Below are 22,511 nucleotides of genomic sequence, written 5' to 3'. Positions count from 1 at the left end.
AATCCGGATCGACGGGCGCCCGATGCACCAAAGCCCCGCTCGACGAGGCCGGCCGGCAGCACTTGCCAAGGTCAGTTGCCCCTGGCCTTTTCCTGCGGATCAAGCAAACGATGCATGTGGACGATGAAGTAGCGCATATGCGCATTGTCGACCGTCTGCTGCGCCTTCGCCTTCCAGGCCGTCAGCGCCGTGGCATAATCCGGGAAAATGCCGACGATATCGAGACCCTGCAGATCACGGAACTGGACGTCATCGAGGCTTTCCAGTTCACCGCCAAAAACGAGATGCAGAAGTTGCTTCTTGTCACCGGATTCAGTCATTTTTTGTTCTCTTTCTGCCTATTCTCCTCCGCCACCCATCTGCGGGATTTTGACGGAAACGTCAACTGTCTCGTCGCTCCGCAAAGGCCGCGAGGAATTCGCCGAGGCGGGGTGTTGGGGCCGCGCAGAGGACCTTGTGGGTGACTTCGGCACGGTTGTAGACGATCGGCTGGCCTTCGATGTCGACGAGGCCGCCGCCGGCGCAGACAAGGATCAGATCGGCGGCGGCAAGGTCCCAATCATGGGAATTGCCCTTGACGAAGGTGCCTTCGAGACGACCGTCCGCCACCATGGCGATGCGATAGGCGAGCGAGGGAATGTATTTCTCGCGCGTCACCCGGTCGCGGAACGCCGTCGGAAAGGTCTTCAGCAGGTCATCGCCGATCGCAAGGCGGCTCATCTCTTCCGGTCCGGCGGCCGAGACGGTGAAGGGCACGCCATTCTTCAGCGCCACGCCGCCCTCAACCGCCTCATAGAGCTCCTCAAGCGCCGGGGCATAGAGCACGCCGGCCACCGGCCGGCCGCGATGAACCACCGCAACGCTGACGCACCAGACCTTCTGCCCGCCGAGGAAGGCGCGCGTGCCGTCGATCGGATCGACGATGAACAGCGTCTCGCGTGAGAGACGGTCGGCATCGTCGTCGGTTTCCTCCGACAGCCAGCCATAATCCGGCCGGGCCTTGCGCAGGAAGGTCTCGAGCGTCTTGTTTGCAGCGAAATCGGCAGCGCTGACGGGAGAACGATCCTCATTCTTCCACCAGACCTCGGGAGACTGGTTGAAGAAGCCGAAAGCGACGGCGCCCGCCTCTCTCGCAGCATCGGCGATCAGCGTGAGATCGCTCTGCCACCGGGCTTTCTCCATGTCGCTCATCAGATCAATCCATTTCTGAACTACAGTTGGAGCATGATGTCGTCCGAAAACCGCGCACACTTTTCGGCATCATGCTCTAGCGTCCGGCAAGCGTCATGCCTTCGATGGCGAAGGTGGGGGCCGCGACGCCGAACTTGCGATCGATGTCGTTTGCCGGCGTCAGGCGCATGAACATCTCCTTGAGGTTCGAGGCGATCGTCACCTCGGAGACCGGGAAGGTGAGTTCGCCGTTCTCGATCCAGAAGCCGGTGGCGCCGCGGCTGTATTCGCCGGTGATCATGTTGACGCCGTGGCCGATCAATTCGGTGACATAAAAACCGTTGCCGACGCTGCGGATCAAATCCTCCGGCGAAATGTCGCCGGGTTCCAACGCAAGGTTGGTGGAGGAAGGCGAGACGGCAGTGCCGCCGCGTACGCCGCGGCCGTTGGTCTCAAGGCCGAGCTCGCGCGCGGTCGAGGTCGAGAGGAACCAGTGCTTCAAAACACCATCCTCGATCATGACAAGCCGCTCGCCGGACACACCCTCGCCATCGAAGGGCCGCGAGGAGGGCCCACGCACGATAAGCGGATCATCGGTGATCGACAGGCCCGACTTCAGCACCTGCTGACCCATTCTGTCGCGCAGGAAGCTGGACTTGCGGGCGACGGAAGCACCATTGATCGCACCGGCGATATGGCCGACGAAGCCGCGGGCGACACGCGGGTCGAAGATCACCGTGACGTCCTTGCCGGTCGGCACCTGGCGCGGATTGACGCGCTTGATCACCCGTTCGCCGGCGCGACGGCCAATTTCAGCGGGGTCGTCGAGCTCGGCATAATAGAGACGGCTGTCGAAATCATAATCGCGCTCCATGCCGGTGCCTTCACCGGCGATGACGCTGACGGAATGGCCGAAACGCGAGGCCATGTAACTACCTTCGAATCCGTGCGAGGTGGCAAGAACGAGGCCGCCCATGCCGGCTGAGGCGCCGGCGCCGGAGGAATTGGTGACACCCTTGACCGCAAGCGCGGCCGCTTCAGCCGCAAGACCCGCCTCGCGCAGCATTTCGGAGGAGACCTCCGTGGTATCGAGCAATTGCAGGTCGGGATAGGATCTCGAAAGGCTCGCCTCATCCGCCAGGCAGGCGAAGGGGTCTTCCGGGGAAACCTTGGCCATGGCAACGGCGCGTTCGGCAAGCGCCTGAAGATCGAAGCCCGGATTGGCCGAAACGCTGGCGACGCGCTTGCCGATGAAGACGCGTAGGGAAAAATCGTCGCTTTCGGAGGATTCCGTGCCCTCGACCTTGCCGAGGCGCACGCTGACCGATTGCGAGCGCGACCGGACGACGACGGCATCGGCGGCATCAGCCCCTGCCTTCCTTGCCAGATCGATCAATTGAGTTGCGCGGGAAAGAAGTGTCGAGGAATCAATTTCAGAGGACATGATTTGGCCTTTCCTTCGGCTTCCATTTATTGTGCACTCTCCCAAGCATCAAGGCCGCCGCCGCCGATTCTTTATCGGGGCTGCCTGCGTGCTCCCTGCCGTTGAAAGAAATTGTCAGCATGTCAGCGCCCAATGCCCTTTTTTCCGAAACGATCCTGCTGCTTGGCGGCGCGGTGGTCGCCGCTCCGATCTTCAAGAAGCTCGGGCTCGGCACGGTGCTCGGCTACCTCGCCGCCGGCATCGTCATCGGCCCGGTCTTCCACGGCATCACCGATGGCGAACAGATCCTCGCCGTCGCCGAACTCGGCGTCGTCTTCCTGCTCTTCATCATCGGACTGGAGCTGAAGCCCACCCGTCTGTGGCAGATGCGGCGCGACATCTTCGGCCTCGGCACGGCGCAGGTGGTGGTGACGGGGCTGGCGCTGACCGCACTTGCCTGGTTTTCCCAAGTTCTCGACTGGCGCGGCAGCATCGTTGCCGGATTTGGCCTGGCGCTGTCTTCGACCGCCTTTGCCATGCAGATCCTCGAGGGCGACGGCGACGTCAACACCAGATACGGGCAACGTTCCTTTTCGATGCTGCTGTTCCAGGACCTGGCAATCGTGCCGCTGCTGGCGCTGATCACCATCCTCGATGGCGGCGACAAGGGCAACAACGCACCGCTGTTGGATTTCGCGGTCGCCGTCGGTGCGGTTGCGGCGATGATCGTCATGGGACGCTACCTGCTGACGCCGCTTTTCCAGATCATCGCCCGGACCGGCGCGCGCGAGGCAATGATTGCCGCCGCCCTCTTCGTCGTCATGGGATCGGCGAGCCTGATGCAACTTGCCGGGCTTTCGATGGCGATGGGCGCCTTCTTATCCGGCGTGATGCTTGCCGAATCCTCGTACCGGCACGAGCTGGAGGCGGATATCGAGCCCTTCCGCGGCGTGTTGCTCGCTATCTTCTTCATCGCCGTCGGCCTGTCGCTGGAACTCGACGTTCTCGCCGACAACGCGCTCTTCGTCATTGTCGCCGTGCCGATCGTCATGGCCGTCAAGGCGATCGTCATCTATGGGCTCTGCCGGATCTCGGGCTCCCTGCACGACGATGCGATCCGCATCGCCTTCCTGCTGCCGCAGGGCGGCGAATTCGGCTTCGTGCTGTTCACCACGGCGGGTACGGTCGGGCTGATGTCGACGAGTACGGCCTCGCTGCTGGTCGCGGTCGTCACGCTGTCCATGGCGCTGACGCCGATCGGATCGGCCCTTTCGAAGCGGCTGCTGCGCGGCGACGAGCAGGAGGAGCTGGACGAGGATTTCGAGGGCGCCAGCGCCGACGTACTGATGGTCGGCTTCTCGCGTTTCGGCCAGATCGCCGCCCAGATCCTGCTTGCCGGAGGGCGCAGCGTCACCGTCATCGATTTTTCGGCCGACCGCATCCGCCAGGCCTCCTCCTTCGGCTTCCGCATCTATTTCGGCGACGGCGCCCGCAAGGACGTGCTACGCTCGGCCGGCATCGACCGGGCGAAGATCGTGCTCGTCTGCACCCAGAAGAAGGAAATCACCGACAAGGTGGTGGAGCTGGTGCAGGCCGACTATCCGCAGACGCGGCTCTACGTGCGCTCCTACGACCGCATCCATTCGATCGAACTGCGCAACAAGGGTGTCGACTACGAGCTGCGTGAAACGCTGGAATCGGGCCTGCTCTTCGGGCGGCGAACACTGGAGGCGCTTGGCGTTTCCGAGGTCGACGCCTATGAAATCGGCGAGGATATCCGCAAGCGCGACGAGGCGCGTCTGGTGCTGCAGGTGTCCGAAGGGCTGCAGGCCGGGCGCGACATGCTGTTTTCCCACCCCGTCCGCCCCGAACCGCTGGTCAAGCCGAAGCGTGCTGCCGATCCCTTCGAGGACGATCCGCTGGCCGGAACGGCGGATGCGACGGCGGACGCTTAGATCAACTCCAGGACGTGCGAAGCTTGAGCGTGGCGAACTCGCCGCCGGGGACTCGCTACTGCCAGAATCTGTCAGCATGTTTCTGTAAATGTCCTCCTGACTGACAAACAGGAGCTTACCGTGATCGACAGCAACAGCATTCTACTCTTCGTCGTCGACGCGCCAAAGAGCGCCAGCTTCTATACCCGACTGCTCGGGCTGGACGCCGTTGAGGCCAGCCCGACCTTCGCCATGTTCATCCTGCCTTCGGGTCTGGCACTTGGACTCTGGGGCGAGAAGGGCGTTGAGCCGGCGCCAGCTCCCACGGGCGGCGGCTGCGACCTCGGTTTCAAGGTCGCGACAGCAGACCTCGTCGATACGCTTCACACCGAATGGCAAGGCAAGGGCGCGACCATCCTTTTGCCGCCGACCGACCTCGATTTCGGCCGTAGCTTTGTCGCGGCGGATCCCGACGGGCATCGCCTGCGCGTCTATAACGTGGCGGAAGGCTGAAACATGTCCCGCAACTGGATCGCAGTGGCATCGGCAAACCATGTGCGCATCGGGCGGGAAGCGGGTTTCATGCAGGTTTGTCACGGAAAGGCCGCTCCGCTTAGGCGGAGCGCGCCTGGTGACCGCGTGATCTACTATTCGCCGACCGAAACATTTGGCGGCAGGGATCGGCTGCAAGCGTTGACTGCAATTGGCATGGTCAAGGAAACTGATGCATATCAGGTGGAAGTTCATCCCGACTTCCGCCCCTGGAGGCGGGATGTCGCCTGGTGGCCGGCCATCGAAACGCCTATCCGGCCACTGCTCGACCGACTATCCTTCACAAGCGGTCGGGCAAGCTGGGGCTATCAACTGCGCTTTGGCCTCTTCGAGATCGACAATGACGATGCCGAGCTGATAGCCGAAGCGATGCTCGGTGAAACGCCCGCGGAATTTGGGCTGCCCGACCGGTTTGGAACCTCCCGAAAAACAGCACAGGCCCCAGCCTCTGCTTCCTTGACCCGTCCATCTTCGCGCGGTTCTACACGGCCCATCGCACCGAACATCGGCTGACCAAGCCTTCATCCGTGGACCAACGGTCAATCCGACCGACAGAGCGGTTCAGCTTTTCATTGAAGCGCAGAGCCGCTCTAACTTTTTATTCTTACGCAATTCCGGGCGGAAAACCGCTTCGCACTTTTCCTGGAATTGCTCTAGCGCTTCAGCCGCGCCTCGATTTCCCGGTCGAGGGCGAATTTCAAATCGTCCTTGACGCCGACGGACATGGCGAGGACTTCGCGGGCCTTGAGGAAATCCATAACGCCGGTGCGGCCGACCGTCGGGCGCAGGAAGATATGCGGCGGGCGAAGCTTGAGCTTCAGCGAGATCGCCGTCTGCATCATCAGCTGGCCGGAGCCGAAAATGCTTTCCATGCGGTTCGGAATATGGGTGCCGTCGCCTTCCGGCGCGCCGACGACATCGATGCCGACGACGATGTCGGCAAGATCCATCAGGCATTCATAGGGCACCGGATTGCTGATGCCGCCGTCGATCATCACGCGGTCGCGCAGGCGCACCGGCATGAAGACGGCGGGGATGGCGGACGAGGCGGCCAGCGCCGGAAACAGTTCGCCCTGCTCGATGATGACTTCGCACTGCCCGTAATAATCAGTAGTGATGACCTTCATCGGGACCAGCAGGTCCTCGAAGCGGGCCGGCAGTTCGGACGGCAGGAAGGCTTTGAGGATCCGCTCCAGATTGAACTGGCCGATGCGGATACCCTTGGCCACCGCATCGCGCACCGTCGCCGGCCTCAGCCCCCAGATGCGGGCGACGACCGCCGTCTTGTTGCCGACGGTCGTCAGCGCATGTTCGCGGATTTCGGCGCCGGACATGCCGGCAGCCATGCCGGCGCCCATGATCGCGCCCATCGACGAGCCCGATACCGCCACCGGGCGGATGCCGAGTTCATCCAGCGTCTCGATGATGTGGATATGAGAAAGCCCGCGCGCGCCGCCGCCGCCGAAAGCGACCGCAACCGTTGGCAGATCGCTGATCGCGGGCAATTTCGGGCTGATGATCTCTGCCTGCTGCACGCCCGCCCCCGCTTATTGCGGCTGATATCGGAAGAAATGCACCCTCGTATCGCCAAAGATGCGGCTTTCGAGGAAAACATAGGAAGGATGGACGGAAACGACAATATCGGCGCGTTCTTCGAGCACGGCGATTGCGCCAGGCCGTAGCCAGCCGCCTTCGGCCGCCGCCGCCATCGCCTTCTCACCGAGACCCTTGCCATAGGGCGGGTCGGCAAAGAGCACGTCGAAGGGTTCGAGATTGCCGACGCTGCCGAGATCGGTCGCATCCCGGCGCAGGATGCGCGTGCGGCCGTGCAAGCCGAGCGCATCGATGTTCTCCCAGAGCAGCGCCCTGCCCTCGACACTGTTTTCGACGAAGAGCGCATGGCGACAGCCGCGTGAAACGGCTTCGAGGCCGACGGCGCCGGTGCCGGCAAAAAGGTCGAGGATCCGGGTGCCATCGACGCATTCCGGATAGGCATGGCTCAATATATTGAACAGGCTCTCGCGCGTCCGGTCGGCAGTCGGCCGGATCTCGTTGGATTTTGGCACGGCGAGAGGCCGTCCGCGAAACTCACCGCCGACGATCCGCACCGCGCGTCATTCCCTTTCCTTTAGCACCACCTCTGGACGGCCCGCCTGCAGGCCTGTCGCCGCCCGGCCTGTCACCGCCCGGCTTGGCGCCTTTCGGCTTGCCGGAAAAACTCTTGGCCCCACCAGGCTTGGCCCCACCGGGCTTGGCCGCAAAGCCCTTGCCGCGCGGCCTGTCACCAGAAGGCCTGTCACCCGAGGGCTTGTCGCCGAACTGTCTTTCACCGCGCGGACGCTCGGAGCGCCCCTCGCCGGCAAAGCTTCTGGCTGCCCGCGGACGCTCATCACCGTCCTCGCGCGGCTTGCGATCGCCACGAGGCTTGTCGCCGAAGGGCCGGTCTCCACGCGAGGGGCGATCACCGAACGGCCGGTCGCCGCGCGGACGCGCAGAACGGCCTTCGCCGGCGGAGGTTCTGGCGGCACGAGGACGCTCGTCGCCGTCCGTACGCGGCTTGCGATCACCGCGCGGTTTGTCGGCGAAGGGCCGATCCCCACGCGAGGGGCGATCACCGAACGGCCGTTCGCCGCGCGGACGCTCCGAACGGCCTTCGCCGGCGGAGGTTCTGGCGGCACGAGGACGCTCGACACCTTCCGCACGCGGCTTGCGATCACCGCGCGGTTTGTCGCCGAAGGGCCGATCCCCACGCGAGGGACGATCACTGAACGGCCGTTCGCCGCGCGCCGGGCGGTCGCCAAAACCGCGGTCTTCGCGGGCGGGGCGATCCCCGAAGGAACGCTTGCGGCCGAAGCCCTCGCCCTCATCCTTGCGACGGGGCTGCTCGCTCGAGCGGATCCATTCGCCATCCTCTTCGCGCACGCGGTTCACCTGTGTGCGCGGGCGATCCTCGATGCGATCATTCTTTGCCGGCGCCGGCTCGCCACGCCGGCGCGCGGTCTGCGCATTCTTGGCAGCTTTTGCAGCTGCTTTTTCGCCGAGCGGCCGGGCGCCCGGCGCCATCCAGACATTGGCGCTGCGGCGCTGACCGAGCGGCTGCGGACGCTTTGGCCTTTCATCGTCCCGGCGCCCGCCATCGCGGCGGTCGTCCTCTTTGCGCGCGCCACCGTGGCGGTCGTCGCGCTTGGTGTCGAGGCGGCTCAGCGCCCGTTCGCGCTTGTCCTCGTCGCGGCGCGGACGCTCGCGTTTTTCCGGTGCTGCTGGCTCTGCCTCTTCCTCGGCAGCGACGGCCGGCGCATTGTAGATCGGCGCGTCGAAATTCGCCTTGGCCTCCTCGATGAGGCGCGGGCCGAGCTGGTCGCGCAGTGTCCGGCCGCGCACTTCGATCACATGGCCTTCCGGCAGGTCGCCGAGCTGGAACGGGCCATAGGAAATGCGGATCAGGCGATTGACGTCGAGGCCGAGCGCGCCGAGCACGTTCTTGATTTCGCGGTTCTTGCCTTCGCGAAGGCCCATGGTGATCCAGACGTTCGAGCCTTGCGTGCGGTCGAGCGTCGCCTCGATCGAGCCATAGAGCACTCCGTCGACGGCGATGCCGTCCTTCAACTTGTCGAGCGCGTCCTGATCGATCTCGCCATGGGCGCGGACGCGGTAGCGCCGCAGCCAGCCGGTCGCCGGCAGCTCGAGCGCCCGGGCGAGACCACCATCATTGGTCAGCAGCAGCAGGCCTTCGGTATTGATGTCGAGGCGGCCGATCGACATGACGCGCGGCAGCTCTTCCGGCAGGTTGTCGAACACGGTCGAGCGGCCTTCCGGATCGGCATTGGTGGTCACGAGACCGGCGGGCTTGTGATAGAGCCACAGCCTGGTGCGCTCGATGCCGCGGATCGGCACGCCGTCGACTTCGATCCGATCGGCTAGCGTGACGTTGACGACGGGGGTTTCGAGCACCCTGCCGTTCAGCGTCACACGGCCTTCCATAATCATGCGTTCGATGTCGCGGCGGGAGGCAACGCCGGCGCGCGCCATCACCTTGGAAATGCGTTCGGCCTTGGCCTCACCATCGGTCTCGGCGGCGATCGCGCGTGCGGCCGCAGGCTTTGCCGGCTTCTCGCCGTCCGCCTTCGGGCCGGCTTTCGACCTGATATCCCGTGAAAGGGGCTTTGCGCCCGGGCGTTTTGGCTTGTCTTTGGGTGTCATTTGTTGTTTGCCTGCCTTTTGGGCCTGTCTATCAGGTCACGCATCTGCGGTTAAGTGGAAATTCTTGCGATCGTGAAGACAAATCGTTTCATGGAGATGGCGCTTGAAGAAGCGCGCGCGGCCGGAAAACGCGGTGAGGTGCCGATCGGCGCCGTCGTCGTTATCGACGATATTGCCGTTTCACGCTCGGGAAACCGTACGCGCGAGCTCAAAGACGTCACCGCGCATGCCGAAATCGCCGCGATCCGGCTCGCTTGCGAAGCGCTCGGACAGGAACGTCTTACCGGTGCCGATCTCTACGTGACGCTGGAGCCTTGCACCATGTGCGCAGCAGCCATCTCGTTTGCGCGTATCCGCAGGCTCTATTACGGCGCCGAGGACCCGAAGGGCGGCGCCGTCGACAATGGCGTACGATTCTATGGGCAGTCGACCTGCCACCACGCCCCGGAGGTCTATTCCGGTTTCAACGAGGTCCAATCGGCCGATATGCTGCGAAAGTTCTTTTCGCAAAGGAGAGAGGCGCCCTAGTCTCCAGCGCCGGTACGCAGCGCCGTCATCCTTGCCGGCGCGCCGAAAAAGCTACTGCAGGAGGTTCCACCACTGCTTGCCGGTGTTGGCGACAGCTGCATCCTTCTTACGCTTCTTCTGCTTCTTGAGCTCGGGCTCGCCGACATCATCGAGCTTTGCCGGATCGTCGACGGTGCGGTAGCCGGGCGGCGGATCTGATATATAGCGGCGCTGATCGACATAGGAGCCCTTCTGCAGGGCACGGGCTTCACGATAGGCCTTGGTCTGGGCTTCCGTCGTCCGTCGGCCGCCTTCGATCGCAGAGCTTGCGAGCGGCGAGCGGTAATTCGGATTGTCCGAATTCTCGTCGGCTTCCGAAACGAGACGGGCGCGGGTCTCCTCCGGCGATTCAAGCCATTGCGGATTGTCCTTGTTGGCGACGGTCTGCTGCGGCGCAACGAGGGTCTCTTTCTGCGCCTGTGCCGGCAGCACCAGCGTCGGCCGCGGCGTGTACTTGACGCCTTTGTTCTTCGGGTCCGGTCCGGTCAACGACACGGACTGGCCGAGATCGTCGGTCAGCTGTTCCATGGCGGTCTTGTCCGTGCCGTAGGTCGGGCTGCTGGCGCAACTGGACACCAGGGAGCATCCCGCCACTACAACAGACAGGCAGGCGCCCATACGGAACCAATGCGTTGCTAACATGAAAACCCTTCCAGCCCTGCCGGTGCAATCCTCGCCCAACCGGACAACCGTCCCCCTGACGCAAAAATCCGGCCATTTTCAGGCAGCTTTTACCGGATGAACCGCGAAAGCGCAATTCATCCGGCAATATTCTTCACTTGAGCGCGGCAAGCTCGCGAAGGGCAGCAGCGTCGCGGGCCGAAACATCGGGATATTCCGGATCGGAGCCGACATCCCTGGTGATGCGCCATGACCGAGCGCATTTTTCACCCTCTGCAAGCTTCGGCACGACGCTAACCTCAGGCACCTCGGCAAGGCGGAAAGCATCCGACGGTCCTTCGCCGGCCTTGATCTCGATTGCCGAGGTGATGCAGACCTCGGTGAAGTCCTGGCCTTCCAGCGCCTTTAACAGCTCCGGATCGGCAATGTGGACAAGCGGAGCCGCTTCCAGCGAGGAGCCGATGCGCTTGTCCTTGCGCTCGATTTCCAGGGCGCCGGTCACAACCGAACGCACTGTACGGATCTTCTTCCACTTCTCGGCCAAGGCGTCGTTGCGCCATTCCTTTGCGACCGGAGCAAACTGCTCAAGATGCACGGACACGGCGGACGGGTTGCGCGACAGCCAGGCCTCCTCGGTGGTGAAGGGCAGCATCGGGGCGAGCCAGGTCACCATGCAATCGAAGATCTGGCGGATGACGTGCAGGCTGGCACGCCGGCGCAGGCTCGACGGCGCATCGCAATAGAGCGCATCCTTGCGGACATCGAAATAGAAGGCCGAAAGCTCGACATTGGCGAAATCGATCAGCGCGCGGGCGATCTTCTTGAAGTCGAAGGCATCGTAGTTCTCGCGCACCAGCTCGTCGAGCTCGGCAAGCCGGTGCAGCATCAGCTGCTCCAGCTCTGGCAGATTGGAAAACGCGATCTCCTCGCCCTTGTCGTGGGCGAGCGTGCCGAGCATCCAGCGAATGGTGTTGCGCAGCTTGCGATAGGCGTCGACATTGGTCTGGATGATCGTCTTGCCGACACGCAGGTCGTCGGCATAATCCGAGGTCATGACCCAGAGGCGCAGGATATCGGCGCCGGCATCCTTCATCACCTCCTGCGGTGCGGTCACGTTGCCCTTCGACTTGGACATCTTCTCGCCCTTCTCGTCCATGGTGAAGCCATGGGTGAGGACGGCGTCGTAAGGCGCACGGCCACGGGTGGCAGCCGATTCCAGCAGCGACGAATGGAACCAGCCTCGATGCTGATCGGAACCTTCGAGATAAAGATCGGCCGGCCACTTCAGATCCGGACGGTCTTCGAGCGTGAAGGTGTGCGTCGAGCCAGAATCGAACCAGACGTCGAGAATATCCATGACCTGCGTCCAGCGGGAATGGTCATGATCATTCCCGAGGAATCGCTCCTTGGCGCCTTCGGCAAACCAGGCGTCGGCGCCCTCATGTTCGAAGGCTTCGAGGATGCGGGCGTTGACGGCTTCATCGACCAGGACCTCGCCCTGCTCGTCGGCAAAGACGGCGATCGGCACGCCCCAGGCGCGCTGGCGCGAGAGCACCCAGTCCGGGCGACCTTCGATCATGGCGCGCAGGCGGTTCTGGCCGGCGGCGGGCACGAAGCGCGTATCGTCGATTGCACCGAGCGCGCGCGAACGCAGCGTCGTGCCGTCGGCAAGGGTCTTGTCCATATAGACGAACCATTGCGGCGTGTTGCGGAAGATGACCGGCTTCTTCGAGCGCCAGGAATGCGGATACTGGTGCTTCAGCCGGCCGCGGGCAAAGAGCGCGCCGCGGGCGATCAGCTCCTTGATGACGCGGTCGTTGGCATCGCCCTTCTTGCCGTTGTCGTCGATGACGCGGGCGCCTTCGAAGCCGGGGGCGTCTGATGTGTAGAAGCCGCCGTCGTCGACCGGGAACGGGATCTTGGTCTCGACGCCGCGGGCCTCAAGCGTGCGGACAGCCGACATCCAGGCATCAAAGTCTTCGCGACCGTGGCTTGGCGCCGTGTGCACGAAACCGGTGCCAGCATCGTCGGTGACGTGATCGCCATCGAGCAGCGGCACGAGGAATTCATAGCCACCGCCGAGACCCTTGAAGGGATGCGCACAGGTCATCGCTGCGAAGTCAGCCGAAGAGACATCGCTCAAGCGCTTGTACTGCAGCTTGGACTTGGCAAAGGATTCCTCGGCCAGCTTATCGGCAAAGATCAGCTTTTCGCCCGGGCGCGGGCCAAAATCGTTCTCGGCGGCCGTCACCTCATAGAGGCCGTAGGAAACACGCTCGGAAAAGGAGACCGCGCGGTTGCCGGGGATCGTCCAGGGCGTGGTCGTCCAGATGACGACGAATGCATCCTTGAGCGCAGCCGGACCTTCGACGACGGGGAATTTCACCCAGATCGTATCGCTCTCATAGTCCTGGTATTCGACCTCGGCCTCGGCCAGCGCGGTGCGCTCGACGACCGACCACATGATCGGCTTGGAGCCGCGATAAAGCTGACCGCTTGCGGCGATCTTCAACAGTTCGCCGGCGATGCGCGACTCCGCGTGGAAGTTCATCGTCGTATAGGGATTGTCGAAGTCACCCTCGATGCCGAGACGCTTGAACTCTTCCGCCTGGACCTTGATCCAGCCGGCGGCAAATTCACGGCATTCCCGGCGGAATTCGTTGACCGGGACCTCGTCCTTGTTCTTGCCCTTCTCGCGGTACTTCTCTTCGATCTTCCATTCGATCGGCAGGCCGTGGCAATCCCAGCCGGGCACGTAATTGGCGTCGTAGCCGCGCATCTGGAACGAGCGGTTGATGACGTCCTTGAGGATCTTGTTCAGCGCGTGGCCGATATGGATGTTGCCGTTGGCATAGGGCGGACCGTCGTGAAGGACGAATTTCTCGCGGCCAGCGGCGGAAGCGCGCAGTTTCTTGTAGAGACCCATCTCCTGCCAGCGCTTGACGAGTTCCGGCTCCTTCTGCGGCAGGCCGGCGCGCATGGGGAAATCAGTCTCGGGCAAATAGAGGGTCTTCGAATAGTCGATCTTTTCGGCTGTGTCGGTCATGTCTGGCAATCGTTTCTGGCGGCCCGGAAAGGGCGCAGCGGGCGTGAAATAGCTGGTGGCGGAAGCGCTCGTTTCCAAGCGCTGAAAACCCGGACCTTCCGGCCGCTTAGCGCGCGCGGAAGGCCGGGCCGATAATTCGCATCATCATTGCCAGCCGAAATTTCGTCATCGCGCCGGTTCATAGGCGTTTTTGCCGGGAAAAGGAAGAGAAGAATTGGCGGCTAGCAATCGGCATCAACGGCTGAAATTGACGGTATGCCAGCGACAGCCGCACTCAAGGCGACCTTAGGAAAAGCACAGTTTCCCATCAAGCGCACTGAGCGGCGTAACACCCGCAAGCAGCGCCCTCGCCTCTTCCTCATCGCGTTTGATCTGGGCGACGAGCGGATCGAGGCCGTCGAATTTCAGCTCGGGTCTAATATAGCCGAAGAAGGAGACTGAGCAGAGCTGGCCGTAGAGATCGCCGCTGAAATCGAAAAGATAGGTTTCGAGCAGCGGCGCGCCGTTTTCCGTCACCGTCGGCCGGCGGCCGTAGCTTGCGACGGCATCGTGGAGCGTGCCGTCCTGACGGCGGAAGCGGACGGCGTAGATGCCGGCGGCAAGATCGACCTCCGGCGGCAGGCGCATGTTGGCTGTTGGAAAACCGAGCTGGCGGCCGAGCTTTTCGCCGTCGATCACCTCGGCTTCCACCGTGTAGCGGTAGCCCAGCATGCCGGCGACTTCGCTGACGCTGCCCTCCTTCAGGAGCGCGCGGATATGGCTTGAAGAGACGACATCGGCGTTTTCGTCGCGGAAGGCATCGATCAAGGTGACGCCGAAGCCGTAGCTATGGCCGGCATTCATCAGGAAGGCGGGACCGCCCTCGCGGCCGCGGCCGAAATGGAAATCGAAGCCGGTGACGACTTCGGAGGCGCCGAGCCAATCCTTCAGGATCGAATGGATGAAATCATCGGCCGAGCGCTGCGAGAATTCGTAGTCGAAGGGATACTCGATGACGGCGCTGAAACCCAGCGTTTCCAGGATGCGGGCCTTCAGCGGCGCGGGCGTCAGGCGGAAGACCGGCGCCTGCGGCCGAAAGACCGTGCGCGGATGCGGCTCGAAGGTCAGCACCAAAGCGGGGATACCGCGCGCCTTGGAGATTTCGAGCGCGCGGCTCAGCACCGATTGATGGCCGCGGTGCACGCCGTCGAAATTACCGATGGCAATGACGCCGCCCTTCAGATGGGCGGGCAAGGGTTCCCGGGTTTCATTGCGGTGGAAGACGGTCATCGGCTGGCTTCTCTTCATGCAAGGCGTGGCATCCACCACTTCGGCGCGGCTTTTTCCCGTTCGAGATAGGCGTTGAGGATCGCCTCGTCTGTTTCGCCGTTGAGGGTGTATTCCTTGGCGTGGATACCGCCGCTGATGTAAAGAAGGTCGAGGCCATAATTCAAGGCACCGCGCACATCGGTCGGCATGCCGTCGCCGATCGCCAGCACTCGGTCGACGGGGAAATCACCGCGAAGCTCGCGGGCAGCGGCCAGCGTCGCCTCGTAGATCGGCCGGTGCGGCTTGCCGGCGATGCGGGTGCTGCCGCCGAGCTGTTCGTAATAGGCGGCCATGGCGCCGGCGCAGGGGATGATGCGATGGCCGCGCTCGACGATGAGGTCGGGATTGGCGCAGATCATCGGCACGTCGCGGGCTTTAAAGTCGAGAAGCATATCGGTGTAATCCTCCGGCTTCTCGGTCTCGTCGTCGTAAAAGCCGGTGCAGACCAGCGATTGCGCTTCGCCCGCGGGCTTATGCTCGACGTCGAGGCCGTCGAGGAGCGGGGTGTCGCGCTCGGGACCGAGCAGAAAGACCGTCTTCGGCCCTTCGGAGATCAGACCGCGAGTGACGTCGCCTGAACTGACGATCCTGTCATAGGCGCTGTCGGGAACGCCGATCTGGCGCAGCTGCTCGACCACCTGCCAGGAAAGACGCGGCGAATTGGTGATGAGGACGACGGCGACGCCACTCTCGCGTGCCGCTTCAAGGGCGGCTGCCGCCTTCGGGAACGGATCGACGCCGTTGTGAACGACGCCCCAGACATCACAGAGCACCACATCATAGTGACTTGTTATCTCCGAGAAGTTTTCTATCCGCTTCGCCATTCCGATTTCCCGATTTGCTTCAGTCACCGGTGACATTGCAAAGGCGCAAGGCGATGGCAAGGCATTTTCTTTGCTGCCGGCCAATGGGAAGATTTCGACCGGCGATCGGCGGGAGTGGATGGGCAAAGCTTGACGATCCCATCCCGAGGCGGAGGGGTACGGCTGCGCCGGGTTTCGGCCGCAATCTCCGACTATTCTCCGGCCTCTTCACAATTCCGGCGCAAAAATTCGTGATTGCTCTCATTGACTCCTTTCGGAGCCATCCCTAAATGCTCGTCGCTAGCACTCACCGCAAGGGAGTGCTAACACCTATCCATGTGGGCCACTCCGGTCCGCGAATGTCATTCGATCGAGGGATTAGACAATGGCAAGCACCAACTTCCGCCCCCTTCACGACCGCGTCGTTGTTCGCCGCGTTGAGTCCGAAGCCAAGACCAAGGGTGGCATCATCATTCCCGATACCGCCAAGGAAAAGCCGCAGGAAGGCGAAATCGTCGCCGTCGGCTCCGGCGCGCGCGATGAGTCCGGCAAGGTTGTCGCACTCGACGTCAAGGCTGGCGACCGCATCCTGTTCGGCAAGTGGTCCGGCACCGAAGTCAAGATCGACGGCGAAGACCTTCTGATCATGAAGGAAGCCGACATTATGGGCATTATCGGCTGATCGGCCGACCTGCTTTCCCGAAATGGCTGACGGGCTCTTTGCCCGAACAACTCGAATTCAGGAGTTAAGAATATGGCATCTAAAGAAATCAAGTTTGGCCGCACCGCGCGCGAAAAGATGCTGCGTGGCGTCGACATTCTCGCCGATGCAGTGAAGGTCACGCTCGGCCCGAAGGGCCGTAACGTCATCATCGACAAGTCCTTCGGCGCTCCGCGCATCACCAAGGACGGCGTTTCGGTCGCCAAGGAGATCGAACTCGAAGACAAGTTCGAAAACATGGGCGCCCAGATGGTCCGCGAAGTTGCTTCGAAGACCAACGACATCGCCGGCGACGGCACCACGACTGCAACCGTTCTTGCCCAGGCGATCGTTCGCGAAGGCAACAAGGCCGTTGCCGCCGGCATGAACCCGATGGACCTGAAGCGCGGCATCGATCTTGCTGTTGCTGACGTCGTGAAGGATCTCCAGGCCAAGGCCAAGAAGATCTCCACCTCGGAAGAAGTTGCACAGGTCGGCACGATTTCGGCCAATGGCGACAAGCAGGTCGGTCTCGACATTGCTGAAGCCATGCAGAAGGTCGGCAACGAAGGCGTCATCACGGTTGAAGAAGCCAAGACCGCCGAAACCGAACTCGAAGTCGTCGAAGGCATGCAGTTCGACCGCGGCTACCTCAGCCCCTACTTCGTGACCAACCCGGAAAAGATGATCGCAGACCTCGAAGATGTCTTCATTCTCCTTCACGAGAAGAAGCTCTCGAACCTGCAGTCGATGCTCCCGGTTCTCGAAGCTGTCGTCCAGACCGGCAAGCCGCTCCTCATCGTCGCTGAAGACGTAGAAGGCGAAGCCCTCGCAACGCTCGTCGTCAACAAGCTGCGCGGTGGCCTCAAGATCGCTGCCGTCAAGGCGCCCGGCTTCGGCGATCGCCGCAAGGCCATGCTCGAAGACATCGCCATCCTGACGGGCGGCACTGTCATCTCTGAAGATCTCGGCATCAAGCTCGAATCCGTCACGCTCGACATGCTCGGCCGTGCCAAGAAGGTTTCGATCTCCAAGGAAAACACCACGATCGTCGACGGTTCGGGCGCCAAGACCGACATCGAAGGCCGTGTTGCCCAGATCAAGGCTCAGATCGAAGAAACCACCTCCGACTACGACCGCGAGAAGCTGCAGGAACGCCTTGCCAAGCTCGCTGGCGGCGTTGCCGTCATCCGCGTCGGCGGCTCGACGGAAGTTGAAGTGAAGGAAAAGAAGGACCGCATCGACGACGCGCTCAACGCGACCCGCGCTGCTGTTCAGGAAGGCATCGTCCCCGGCGGCGGTATCGCTCTGCTCCGCTCCTCCACGAAGATCACCGTCAAGGGTGCAAACGACGACCAGGAAGCCGGCATCAACATCGTTCGCCGCGCCCTGCAGTCGCTCGTTCGTCAGATCGCTGAAAACGCAGGCGACGAAGCCTCGATCGTTGTCGGCAAGGTCCTCGACAAGAACGAAGACAACTTCGGCTACAACGCCCAGACATCCGAATATGGCGACATGATCGCCATGGGTATCGTCGACCCGCTCAAGGTCGTTCGCACGGCGCTGCAGAACGCCGCTTCTGTCGCATCGCTGCTGATCACCACCGAAGCCATGATCGCCGAACTGCCGAAGAAGGATGCCCCAGCTGGCATGCCGGGCGGCATGGGCGGCATGGGCGGTATGGACATGATGTGATCGGCGAAAGCCATCACTGACCACCATTCCGGTATCCGGAACAGGAAGGGCGGCCCTCGGGTCGCCCTTTCTTTTGTCCAAAGCGATTCGACGCCCGGCCCAATTGGCATAGCGATGAAACGTTTGCCTGGCTCCTATTGCCGACTCCGCGGCGCGAAGCTTGCGCCAGGCTTGCGCTGCCCGCGTCTTTCTCAGCTTGCCAACATGCGAGAGAACACAGTGTTGCGGCAAGATTTCCGGCCTGACGCGGAGTGAAAACGCTTCCAAAACCCTCAAGGATGATCTTCCGATGCTGTTTCTCGCGAAATCGCGCGCAAATGCAGACATCCCGTGAAAGGATGCGAATCCGAATACCCCTTAAAAAGCCGTTGCCGTTTGTCCAAAAGCCCCTATAAATCCGCGCTGCAATTAAAGCGCGCCCGGCGATAATTTTTCGCCAATAGACGAGACCGGAGCGCGGAAGGCGATGCGTGAACGTTCGGCTTCGAAGGGCTCCGGTTACGGAGGCCAGATGGCCGTGGCAATCATCGCCGGAGGTAAGCGCGGGCATCATGCCCGCTGCTGCGTGATCCTGTTTCTTTGTGTTTGCCGAGCGTGCGGCGGAATAGCCGCATCCGAACTGGGGAACGCCTTGTTTAAGATCGCCAGAGCCAATGCAGCCGCACCCTTGACGCCCGGCTCGCTTGATGACGCCAATCAAAATCACGAGATGTTGGCGCAGTTTTCCGTTTCCGAAGCCTGGACTGGAGATTTTTCGAGCGGGATGCTCCGTCTCGGCGAATGGAGCGCGATGCTGCACGGCCTTGCCGCACAGGAATGTGGACTCTTAAGCCTGATCCGCTGCTACGACGCCAAGGAGCGCAGCCACATATTGGAGCTGTTTGAGCAGGCGGCGACGCTCTGCTCCTCCTTCTGTTTTTCGACGACGATCATCATGCCGAACGGCTTCCGCCAGCCGCTGTTCTGCATGGGCGAGTCGAACGGGCTTGAGCAGAAATACAGCGGCAGCATGGTTGGCGTCTTCATCTTTCCACGCTTCAAGCTGGAAGGGGCAAGCCAGATCACGACAGCGCCGCGCGTCTTTTCAGATGCGCAAAAGTCGCTGTAGCCCGCAAATTGCTGCAAACTCCTTAAATCGGTTCCGATCTAAAGAGTTGTGCAGGAGCCGGCGATAGGCCGGAAGAGCAAAATCAACGGCCGCTCCCGACGTCTTCGAGGGCGGCCTTTCTACTTTCCAGCGATCTGTTGGTTACTCCGGCTTGACCGGGATGTTGAGGCCCCTGGCACTTGCCGGACGGGCGATGCAGCGCTCCAGCCAGTCCGAGACGGCGGGGAATTTCGCATATTCGAGCACCTCGCGACCGCCATAGAAGACATCGGCGCCGCGAACCCAGGTGAAGGTGGTGATGTCGGCGATCGTATACTGATCGCCCATGATCCACTGACGACCCTTCAGCCGGCCCTCGAGCACGCCGAGCAAGCGTTTGGATTCATCGCGATAGCGCTCCACCGGGTAGGCGTTGTTGGCGACCTTGTCGGCAGCGAATTTGTGGAAATGTCCGAACTGGCCGAACATCGGGCCGATACCCGCCATCTGGAAAAACACCCACTGGATGGTTTCGTAGCGACCGGCAGCATCAGCAGGGATGAGCTTGCCGGTTTTTTCCGCGAGATAAAGCAGGATGGCGCCGGATTCGAAAAGACCGATCGGCTTCCCGTCGGGACCGTTTGGATCGATGATCGCCGGAATGCGGCCGTTCGGATTGAGAGATTCGAATTCTGGCGACTTCTGCTCGTTGGCGGCGAAGGAAATATAATGCGGCTCATAGGCGAGAGCGAGCTCTTCGAGGGCGACGGAGACCTTCACCCCATTCGGCGTCTGCAGGGAATAGAGCTGGATGATATCGGAATTTCTAGCCGGCCAGCGCGTCGTGATCGGAAATGCGGAAAGATCTGCCATCGGAGCCTCCATGTTATCAGCCGACCATAGGAGACGAGGCTTCACAAAGGCAAGCGATGGCCGATCATCGTTCCATATTATTGAACGAACTGTCCGCTTCCGTTTATCTTTCCATAAAGCAAGAAAAAGGCGACATAGGTGACATCCGAGGTCCATCCGGTGCCGGGGCACCCAGATCTCCAGAGTCCTTCAAACGGAGACAACATCCATGTCCAACGTCATCATCCTGATTGCCCGCATTCTTCTGTCTTTCATGTTCATTCTTTCCGGCTTCATGAAGCTCACCGATCCTGCCGGTACTGCGGGCATGATCGCTGGTGCCGGCCTACCGGCAGCAACCCTGCTGGCCTATGTCGCAGGCCTTTTCGAACTGCTGGCCGGGCTTGCGGTTCTCACAGGCTTCCAGGTCCGCATTGCCGGCTGGCTGCTCGCCGCCTTCTGTGTCTTCACGGGCATTGCCTTCCACCTGCCCTACGCGAGTGGTACGGAACTCGTGAACATTCTCAACCAGATCATGGTCATGAAGAATATCACGCTGGCCGGCGCGTACATACTACTCGCCACCGTCGGTGCCGGCGCCTATTCGATCGACGCACGCCGCGGCTCCTACGCAGCCGCCTGATACCAGCAGACATCCTCCCATAAATGCGAAAACCCGCCGTCATCCGACGGCGGGTTTTTGCATGCTTTTCGAATGGCACTAGCTAGAGGGCGTCGCGCACTGCCTCGATGATTGCCTGCACAGCCGGTTCGCCGGCATGGCTTTCCTTGCGGGCGCGTACTAGGCAGGCCTGCGAATGCAGGATGACGCCGTCCTGGAGCACCTTCAGATGGTTGGCGCGCAGCGTCGAGCCGGTGGAGGTGATATCGACGATGATATCGGCCGAGCCGGACGCGGGGGCCCCCTCGGTGGCGCCCAGGCTTTCGACGATGCGATAAAGCTGGATGCCGTGCTGGCTCGAAAAGAACTGCTGGGTCAGCCGCCAGTATTTGGTGGCGATGGCAAGGCGCCTGGAGTGGCGGGCGCGGAAATCGGCGGCGACATCGACGAGATCGGCCATGGTGTCGACATCGAGCCAGATCTCCGGCACGGCAACGACGACATCGGCATGGCCGAAGCCGAGCCGGGCGCAGAATTCGACGCGCTTATCGACCTCGGCAAAACCTTCCCGCATCAGATCCTCGCCGGTGACACCGAAATCGACGGTGCCGTTGCCGATTTCACGGGAGATTTCGGAAGCCGAGAGGAAGGCGATCTCCACATCATCCCAGCCTTCGACGCGGCCGCGGTAGGAGCGATCGTTGCCAACCGCCGAGATCGTCATGCCGGCACGTTCGAAGATCGCCGAAGCGTCCTCCTTCATCCGGCCCTTGGAGGGAAGCGCGATGGTGATGGTCATGCGGCTGCCCTTTCGGTTTCGATACGGTCGAGCCAGAAGGAGAAGCCGACGGCCGGAATGCGGTCCGTTGCGCCGAGGAAAGTCAGGAGCCGATCGAAGCGGCCGCCGCCGGCGAGCACCGCGGTCGAGCCTTCCACCGTCACCTCGAAGACGAGGCCGGTGTAATAATCGAGCGGCCGTCCGAAGGCGGCGCGATAGTCGAGACAGGAAAGATCGACGCCGGCATTGGAAAGTGCTGCGACCCGGCCATTGAAGCGCGCGAGGGCGTTGCCGAGTTTCAGCCCGGCAGCATCGGCGAAACCGGCAAGGGCCGCGGACGCATTGACGAGCGGCACGTCAAGCGACAGGAACTCTTCCAGCACGTGGAAGGCCGCGTCGTCGAGGCGCGTTTCGGACAGGATAAGCTTTTCCTTGAGCCGTCGGGCAATCTCCAGGGCCGAACGGCCGGCATTCGTCGAATAGCCAGTCTTCTGCATCTCCCGCTCGAGATGGGCGACCAGCGCCTGCTCGTCGCCCGATGCGACAAGCCTGGCAATATCGTCGTCCAGCCCGGTGACGAATTGCGGGCTGACGAGGCTGGCAAGCAGCGCTTCCAGCTGGGTCATATTGCCGAAGGCGTGGATCAGCCGCTTCTGCCAGCCGAGCGGCAGGCCGAGCGCCTGGACGACCGCCTCGAACACCGCCTGGTCGCCCAGCGTCACCGCCAGGCGGCGGCCCGGCAGCAGGCGGGCGAGAATGCCGGTGGCATCGCCGATGGCGCGGGCGTCGGCGTTTGACAGGTCGATATCGCCAAGATCCTCGATGCCGGCCTGATAGAATTCGTTGGCGCCGTCGCGGCGCTGGCGGAAAACCTCGCCGAGATAGGCATAACGCTTCGGCGTGCCGGTCGCCGTCTCGATGTGGCGCAGACAGACGGGGATGGTGAATTCGGGACGCAGGCAGAGGCTGGCGCCGGTTTCGCTCTCGGTCATGAAGATGCGGCGGCGCAGATCCTCGCCGGCGATATCAAGGAAAGGTTCGGCCGGCTGAATGACAGGCGTATCGATGCGCTCGGCATTGCGCGCGACAAATTCGGCAAGCAGGTCGTTGGAGAATTCGGGGAGGTTGATCAGAGGCATGCGGGCCTCCGAAC

The 22,511-nt window shown here is 62.3% G+C and carries 20 protein-coding genes and 2 pseudogenes; 9 read left to right on the top strand and 13 right to left on the bottom strand.

The genetic code is table 11. The annotated features are described in order from the left end of the window. Positions 1-71 precede the first annotated feature (71 nt). The 3 genes from AB8B31_RS02825 to AB8B31_RS02815 all read right to left on the bottom strand — a co-directional run bounded on the left by AB8B31_RS02825 (position 72) and on the right by AB8B31_RS02815 (position 2,614). Positions 72-320: a DUF4170 domain-containing protein gene (locus AB8B31_RS02825; protein WP_018244984.1), complete on the bottom strand. Its 249-nt coding sequence runs from the start codon at positions 318-320 to the stop codon at positions 72-74. A 61-nt stretch (positions 321-381) separates the two neighbouring features. After that, positions 382-1,191, bottom strand: coding sequence for a 3'(2'),5'-bisphosphate nucleotidase CysQ (locus AB8B31_RS02820; RefSeq protein ID WP_018244983.1), 810 nt, complete (start codon positions 1,189-1,191; stop codon positions 382-384). Positions 1,192-1,267: 76 nt separating this feature from the next. Then, positions 1,268-2,614: a TldD/PmbA family protein gene (locus AB8B31_RS02815; RefSeq protein WP_018244982.1), complete on the bottom strand. Its 1,347-nt coding sequence runs from the start codon at positions 2,612-2,614 to the stop codon at positions 1,268-1,270. A 119-nt stretch (positions 2,615-2,733) separates the two neighbouring features. On the opposite strand from AB8B31_RS02815, the gene AB8B31_RS02810 reads away from it, so the two are divergent. The 4 genes and pseudogenes from AB8B31_RS02810 to AB8B31_RS02795 all read left to right on the top strand — a co-directional run. Beyond that, positions 2,734-4,548 carry a monovalent cation:proton antiporter-2 (CPA2) family protein gene (locus AB8B31_RS02810; protein ID WP_018244980.1) on the top strand — a complete coding sequence of 605 codons (1,815 nt, stop codon included), beginning with the start codon at positions 2,734-2,736 and terminating at the stop codon, positions 4,546-4,548. A 120-nt stretch (positions 4,549-4,668) separates the two neighbouring features. Further along, positions 4,669-5,040: a VOC family protein gene (locus AB8B31_RS02805; RefSeq protein WP_018244979.1), complete on the top strand. Its 372-nt coding sequence runs from the start codon at positions 4,669-4,671 to the stop codon at positions 5,038-5,040. Positions 5,041-5,043: 3 nt separating this feature from the next. After that, positions 5,044-5,451 (top strand): annotated as a pseudogene (locus AB8B31_RS02800) (EVE domain-containing protein); the annotation flags it as partial. 44 nt (positions 5,452-5,495) lie between these two features. Further along, positions 5,496-5,637, top strand: a pseudogene (locus AB8B31_RS02795) (IS481 family transposase); the annotation flags it as partial. Between the two features lie 95 nt (positions 5,638-5,732). On the opposite strand, the gene AB8B31_RS02790 reads toward AB8B31_RS02795, so the two are convergent. Genes AB8B31_RS02790 through AB8B31_RS02780 form a run of 3 tightly spaced genes read right to left on the bottom strand, consistent with a single transcriptional unit; the run spans position 5,733 to position 9,279 of the window. Then, complete coding sequence (locus AB8B31_RS02790; RefSeq protein WP_018244977.1) at positions 5,733-6,614, bottom strand: patatin-like phospholipase family protein; 882 nt, start codon at positions 6,612-6,614, stop codon at positions 5,733-5,735. Positions 6,615-6,626: 12 nt separating this feature from the next. After that, the gene (rsmD, locus tag AB8B31_RS02785; RefSeq protein WP_017959156.1) at positions 6,627-7,187 is read right to left on the bottom strand and encodes a 16S rRNA (guanine(966)-N(2))-methyltransferase RsmD; all 561 of its coding nucleotides are present in this window, start codon (positions 7,185-7,187) and stop codon (positions 6,627-6,629) included. Then, positions 7,168-9,279, bottom strand: coding sequence for a pseudouridine synthase (locus AB8B31_RS02780; protein ID WP_018244976.1), 2,112 nt, complete (start codon positions 9,277-9,279; stop codon positions 7,168-7,170). Before AB8B31_RS02780 ends, rsmD begins: the two co-directional genes overlap by 20 nt. A 90-nt stretch (positions 9,280-9,369) precedes the next feature. Here AB8B31_RS02780 and AB8B31_RS02775 point away from each other — a divergent pair, with 90 nt between their 5' ends. Continuing rightward, positions 9,370-9,807 carry a nucleoside deaminase gene (locus AB8B31_RS02775; RefSeq protein ID WP_032981423.1) on the top strand — a complete coding sequence of 146 codons (438 nt, stop codon included), beginning with the start codon at positions 9,370-9,372 and terminating at the stop codon, positions 9,805-9,807. 51 nt (positions 9,808-9,858) lie between these two features. Here AB8B31_RS02775 and AB8B31_RS02770 read toward each other — a convergent pair whose 3' ends face one another. The 4 genes from AB8B31_RS02770 to AB8B31_RS02755 all read right to left on the bottom strand — a co-directional run bounded on the left by AB8B31_RS02770 (position 9,859) and on the right by AB8B31_RS02755 (position 15,645). After that, the gene (locus AB8B31_RS02770) at positions 9,859-10,488 is read right to left on the bottom strand and encodes a hypothetical protein (protein ID WP_018516568.1); all 630 of its coding nucleotides are present in this window, start codon (positions 10,486-10,488) and stop codon (positions 9,859-9,861) included. A gap of 133 nt (positions 10,489-10,621) precedes the next feature. Further along, positions 10,622-13,513: an isoleucine--tRNA ligase gene (ileS, locus tag AB8B31_RS02765; RefSeq protein ID WP_026188635.1), complete on the bottom strand. Its 2,892-nt coding sequence runs from the start codon at positions 13,511-13,513 to the stop codon at positions 10,622-10,624. Positions 13,514-13,798: 285 nt separating this feature from the next. Next, positions 13,799-14,782 (bottom strand): bifunctional riboflavin kinase/FAD synthetase, encoded by a 984-nt coding sequence (locus AB8B31_RS02760; RefSeq protein WP_026188634.1) that lies wholly within the window; start codon positions 14,780-14,782, stop codon positions 13,799-13,801. 14 nt (positions 14,783-14,796) lie between these two features. Continuing rightward, positions 14,797-15,645, bottom strand: a complete 849-nt coding sequence (locus AB8B31_RS02755) for a TIGR01459 family HAD-type hydrolase (protein WP_018244971.1) — start codon at positions 15,643-15,645, stop codon at positions 14,797-14,799. A 364-nt stretch (positions 15,646-16,009) separates the two neighbouring features. On the opposite strand from AB8B31_RS02755, the gene groES reads away from it, so the two are divergent. The 3 genes from groES to AB8B31_RS02740 all read left to right on the top strand — a co-directional run bounded on the left by groES (position 16,010) and on the right by AB8B31_RS02740 (position 19,127). Then, positions 16,010-16,306, top strand: a complete 297-nt coding sequence (gene groES, locus AB8B31_RS02750) for a co-chaperone GroES (protein WP_003545797.1) — start codon at positions 16,010-16,012, stop codon at positions 16,304-16,306. 72 nt (positions 16,307-16,378) lie between these two features. Beyond that, positions 16,379-18,019, top strand: a complete 1,641-nt coding sequence (gene groL / locus AB8B31_RS02745; RefSeq protein ID WP_018244970.1) for a chaperonin GroEL — start codon at positions 16,379-16,381, stop codon at positions 18,017-18,019. A gap of 631 nt (positions 18,020-18,650) precedes the next feature. Further along, on the top strand, positions 18,651-19,127 hold the full coding sequence (locus AB8B31_RS02740) for a hypothetical protein (protein ID WP_026188633.1): 477 nt from the start codon (positions 18,651-18,653) through the stop codon (positions 19,125-19,127). 141 nt (positions 19,128-19,268) lie between these two features. On the opposite strand, the gene AB8B31_RS02735 is transcribed toward AB8B31_RS02740, so the two are convergent. Then, a complete protein-coding gene (locus tag AB8B31_RS02735) occupies positions 19,269-19,979 on the bottom strand; it encodes a glutathione binding-like protein (protein WP_018244968.1) in 711 nt (236 codons plus the stop codon). A 208-nt stretch (positions 19,980-20,187) separates the two neighbouring features. On the opposite strand from AB8B31_RS02735, the gene AB8B31_RS02730 reads away from it, so the two are divergent. Beyond that, on the top strand, positions 20,188-20,601 hold the full coding sequence (locus AB8B31_RS02730; RefSeq protein ID WP_018244967.1) for a DoxX family protein: 414 nt from the start codon (positions 20,188-20,190) through the stop codon (positions 20,599-20,601). Between the two features lie 82 nt (positions 20,602-20,683). On the opposite strand, the gene hisG is transcribed toward AB8B31_RS02730, so the two are convergent. Further along, on the bottom strand, positions 20,684-21,379 hold the full coding sequence (gene hisG / locus AB8B31_RS02725) for an ATP phosphoribosyltransferase (protein WP_018244966.1): 696 nt from the start codon (positions 21,377-21,379) through the stop codon (positions 20,684-20,686). Further along, a complete protein-coding gene (locus AB8B31_RS02720) occupies positions 21,376-22,497 on the bottom strand; it encodes an ATP phosphoribosyltransferase regulatory subunit (protein ID WP_018244965.1) in 1,122 nt (373 codons plus the stop codon). The genes hisG and AB8B31_RS02720 overlap by 4 nt, the downstream gene beginning before the upstream one ends. Positions 22,498-22,511 lie beyond the last annotated feature (14 nt).

The organism is Rhizobium sp. 62_C5_N11_2 (assembly GCF_051811185.1).
Lineage (GTDB): Bacteria > Pseudomonadota > Alphaproteobacteria > Rhizobiales > Rhizobiaceae > Rhizobium > Rhizobium leguminosarum.
Note: the sequence above shows the minus strand (reverse complement) of the source record. Positions and strands in the feature narration are given on the sequence as shown.

Excerpts from the sequence above, each read along its gene's own strand:
- AB8B31_RS02825 (WP_018244984.1), bottom strand. The coding sequence starts at position 320 with ATGACTGAATCCGGTGACAAGAAGCAACTTCTGCATCTCGTTTTTGGC.
- AB8B31_RS02820 (WP_018244983.1), bottom strand. The coding sequence starts at position 1,191 with ATGAGCGACATGGAGAAAGCCCGGTGGCAGAGCGATCTCACGCTGATC.
- AB8B31_RS02815 (WP_018244982.1), bottom strand. The coding sequence starts at position 2,614 with ATGTCCTCTGAAATTGATTCCTCGACACTTCTTTCCCGCGCAACTCAA.
- AB8B31_RS02810 (WP_018244980.1), top strand. The coding sequence starts at position 2,734 with ATGTCAGCGCCCAATGCCCTTTTTTCCGAAACGATCCTGCTGCTTGGC.
- AB8B31_RS02780 (WP_018244976.1), bottom strand. The coding sequence starts at position 9,279 with ATGACACCCAAAGACAAGCCAAAACGCCCGGGCGCAAAGCCCCTTTCA.
- AB8B31_RS02775 (WP_032981423.1), top strand. The coding sequence starts at position 9,370 with ATGGAGATGGCGCTTGAAGAAGCGCGCGCGGCCGGAAAACGCGGTGAG.
- AB8B31_RS02770 (WP_018516568.1), bottom strand. The coding sequence starts at position 10,488 with ATGTTAGCAACGCATTGGTTCCGTATGGGCGCCTGCCTGTCTGTTGTA.
- ileS (WP_026188635.1), bottom strand. The coding sequence starts at position 13,513 with ATGACCGACACAGCCGAAAAGATCGACTATTCGAAGACCCTCTATTTG.
- AB8B31_RS02760 (WP_026188634.1), bottom strand. The coding sequence starts at position 14,782 with ATGACCGTCTTCCACCGCAATGAAACCCGGGAACCCTTGCCCGCCCAT.
- AB8B31_RS02755 (WP_018244971.1), bottom strand. The coding sequence starts at position 15,645 with ATGGCGAAGCGGATAGAAAACTTCTCGGAGATAACAAGTCACTATGAT.
- groES (WP_003545797.1), top strand. The coding sequence starts at position 16,010 with ATGGCAAGCACCAACTTCCGCCCCCTTCACGACCGCGTCGTTGTTCGC.
- groL (WP_018244970.1), top strand. The coding sequence starts at position 16,379 with ATGGCATCTAAAGAAATCAAGTTTGGCCGCACCGCGCGCGAAAAGATG.
- AB8B31_RS02735 (WP_018244968.1), bottom strand. The coding sequence starts at position 19,979 with ATGGCAGATCTTTCCGCATTTCCGATCACGACGCGCTGGCCGGCTAGA.
- AB8B31_RS02730 (WP_018244967.1), top strand. The coding sequence starts at position 20,188 with ATGTCCAACGTCATCATCCTGATTGCCCGCATTCTTCTGTCTTTCATG.
- hisG (WP_018244966.1), bottom strand. The coding sequence starts at position 21,379 with ATGACCATCACCATCGCGCTTCCCTCCAAGGGCCGGATGAAGGAGGAC.
- AB8B31_RS02720 (WP_018244965.1), bottom strand. The coding sequence starts at position 22,497 with ATGCCTCTGATCAACCTCCCCGAATTCTCCAACGACCTGCTTGCCGAA.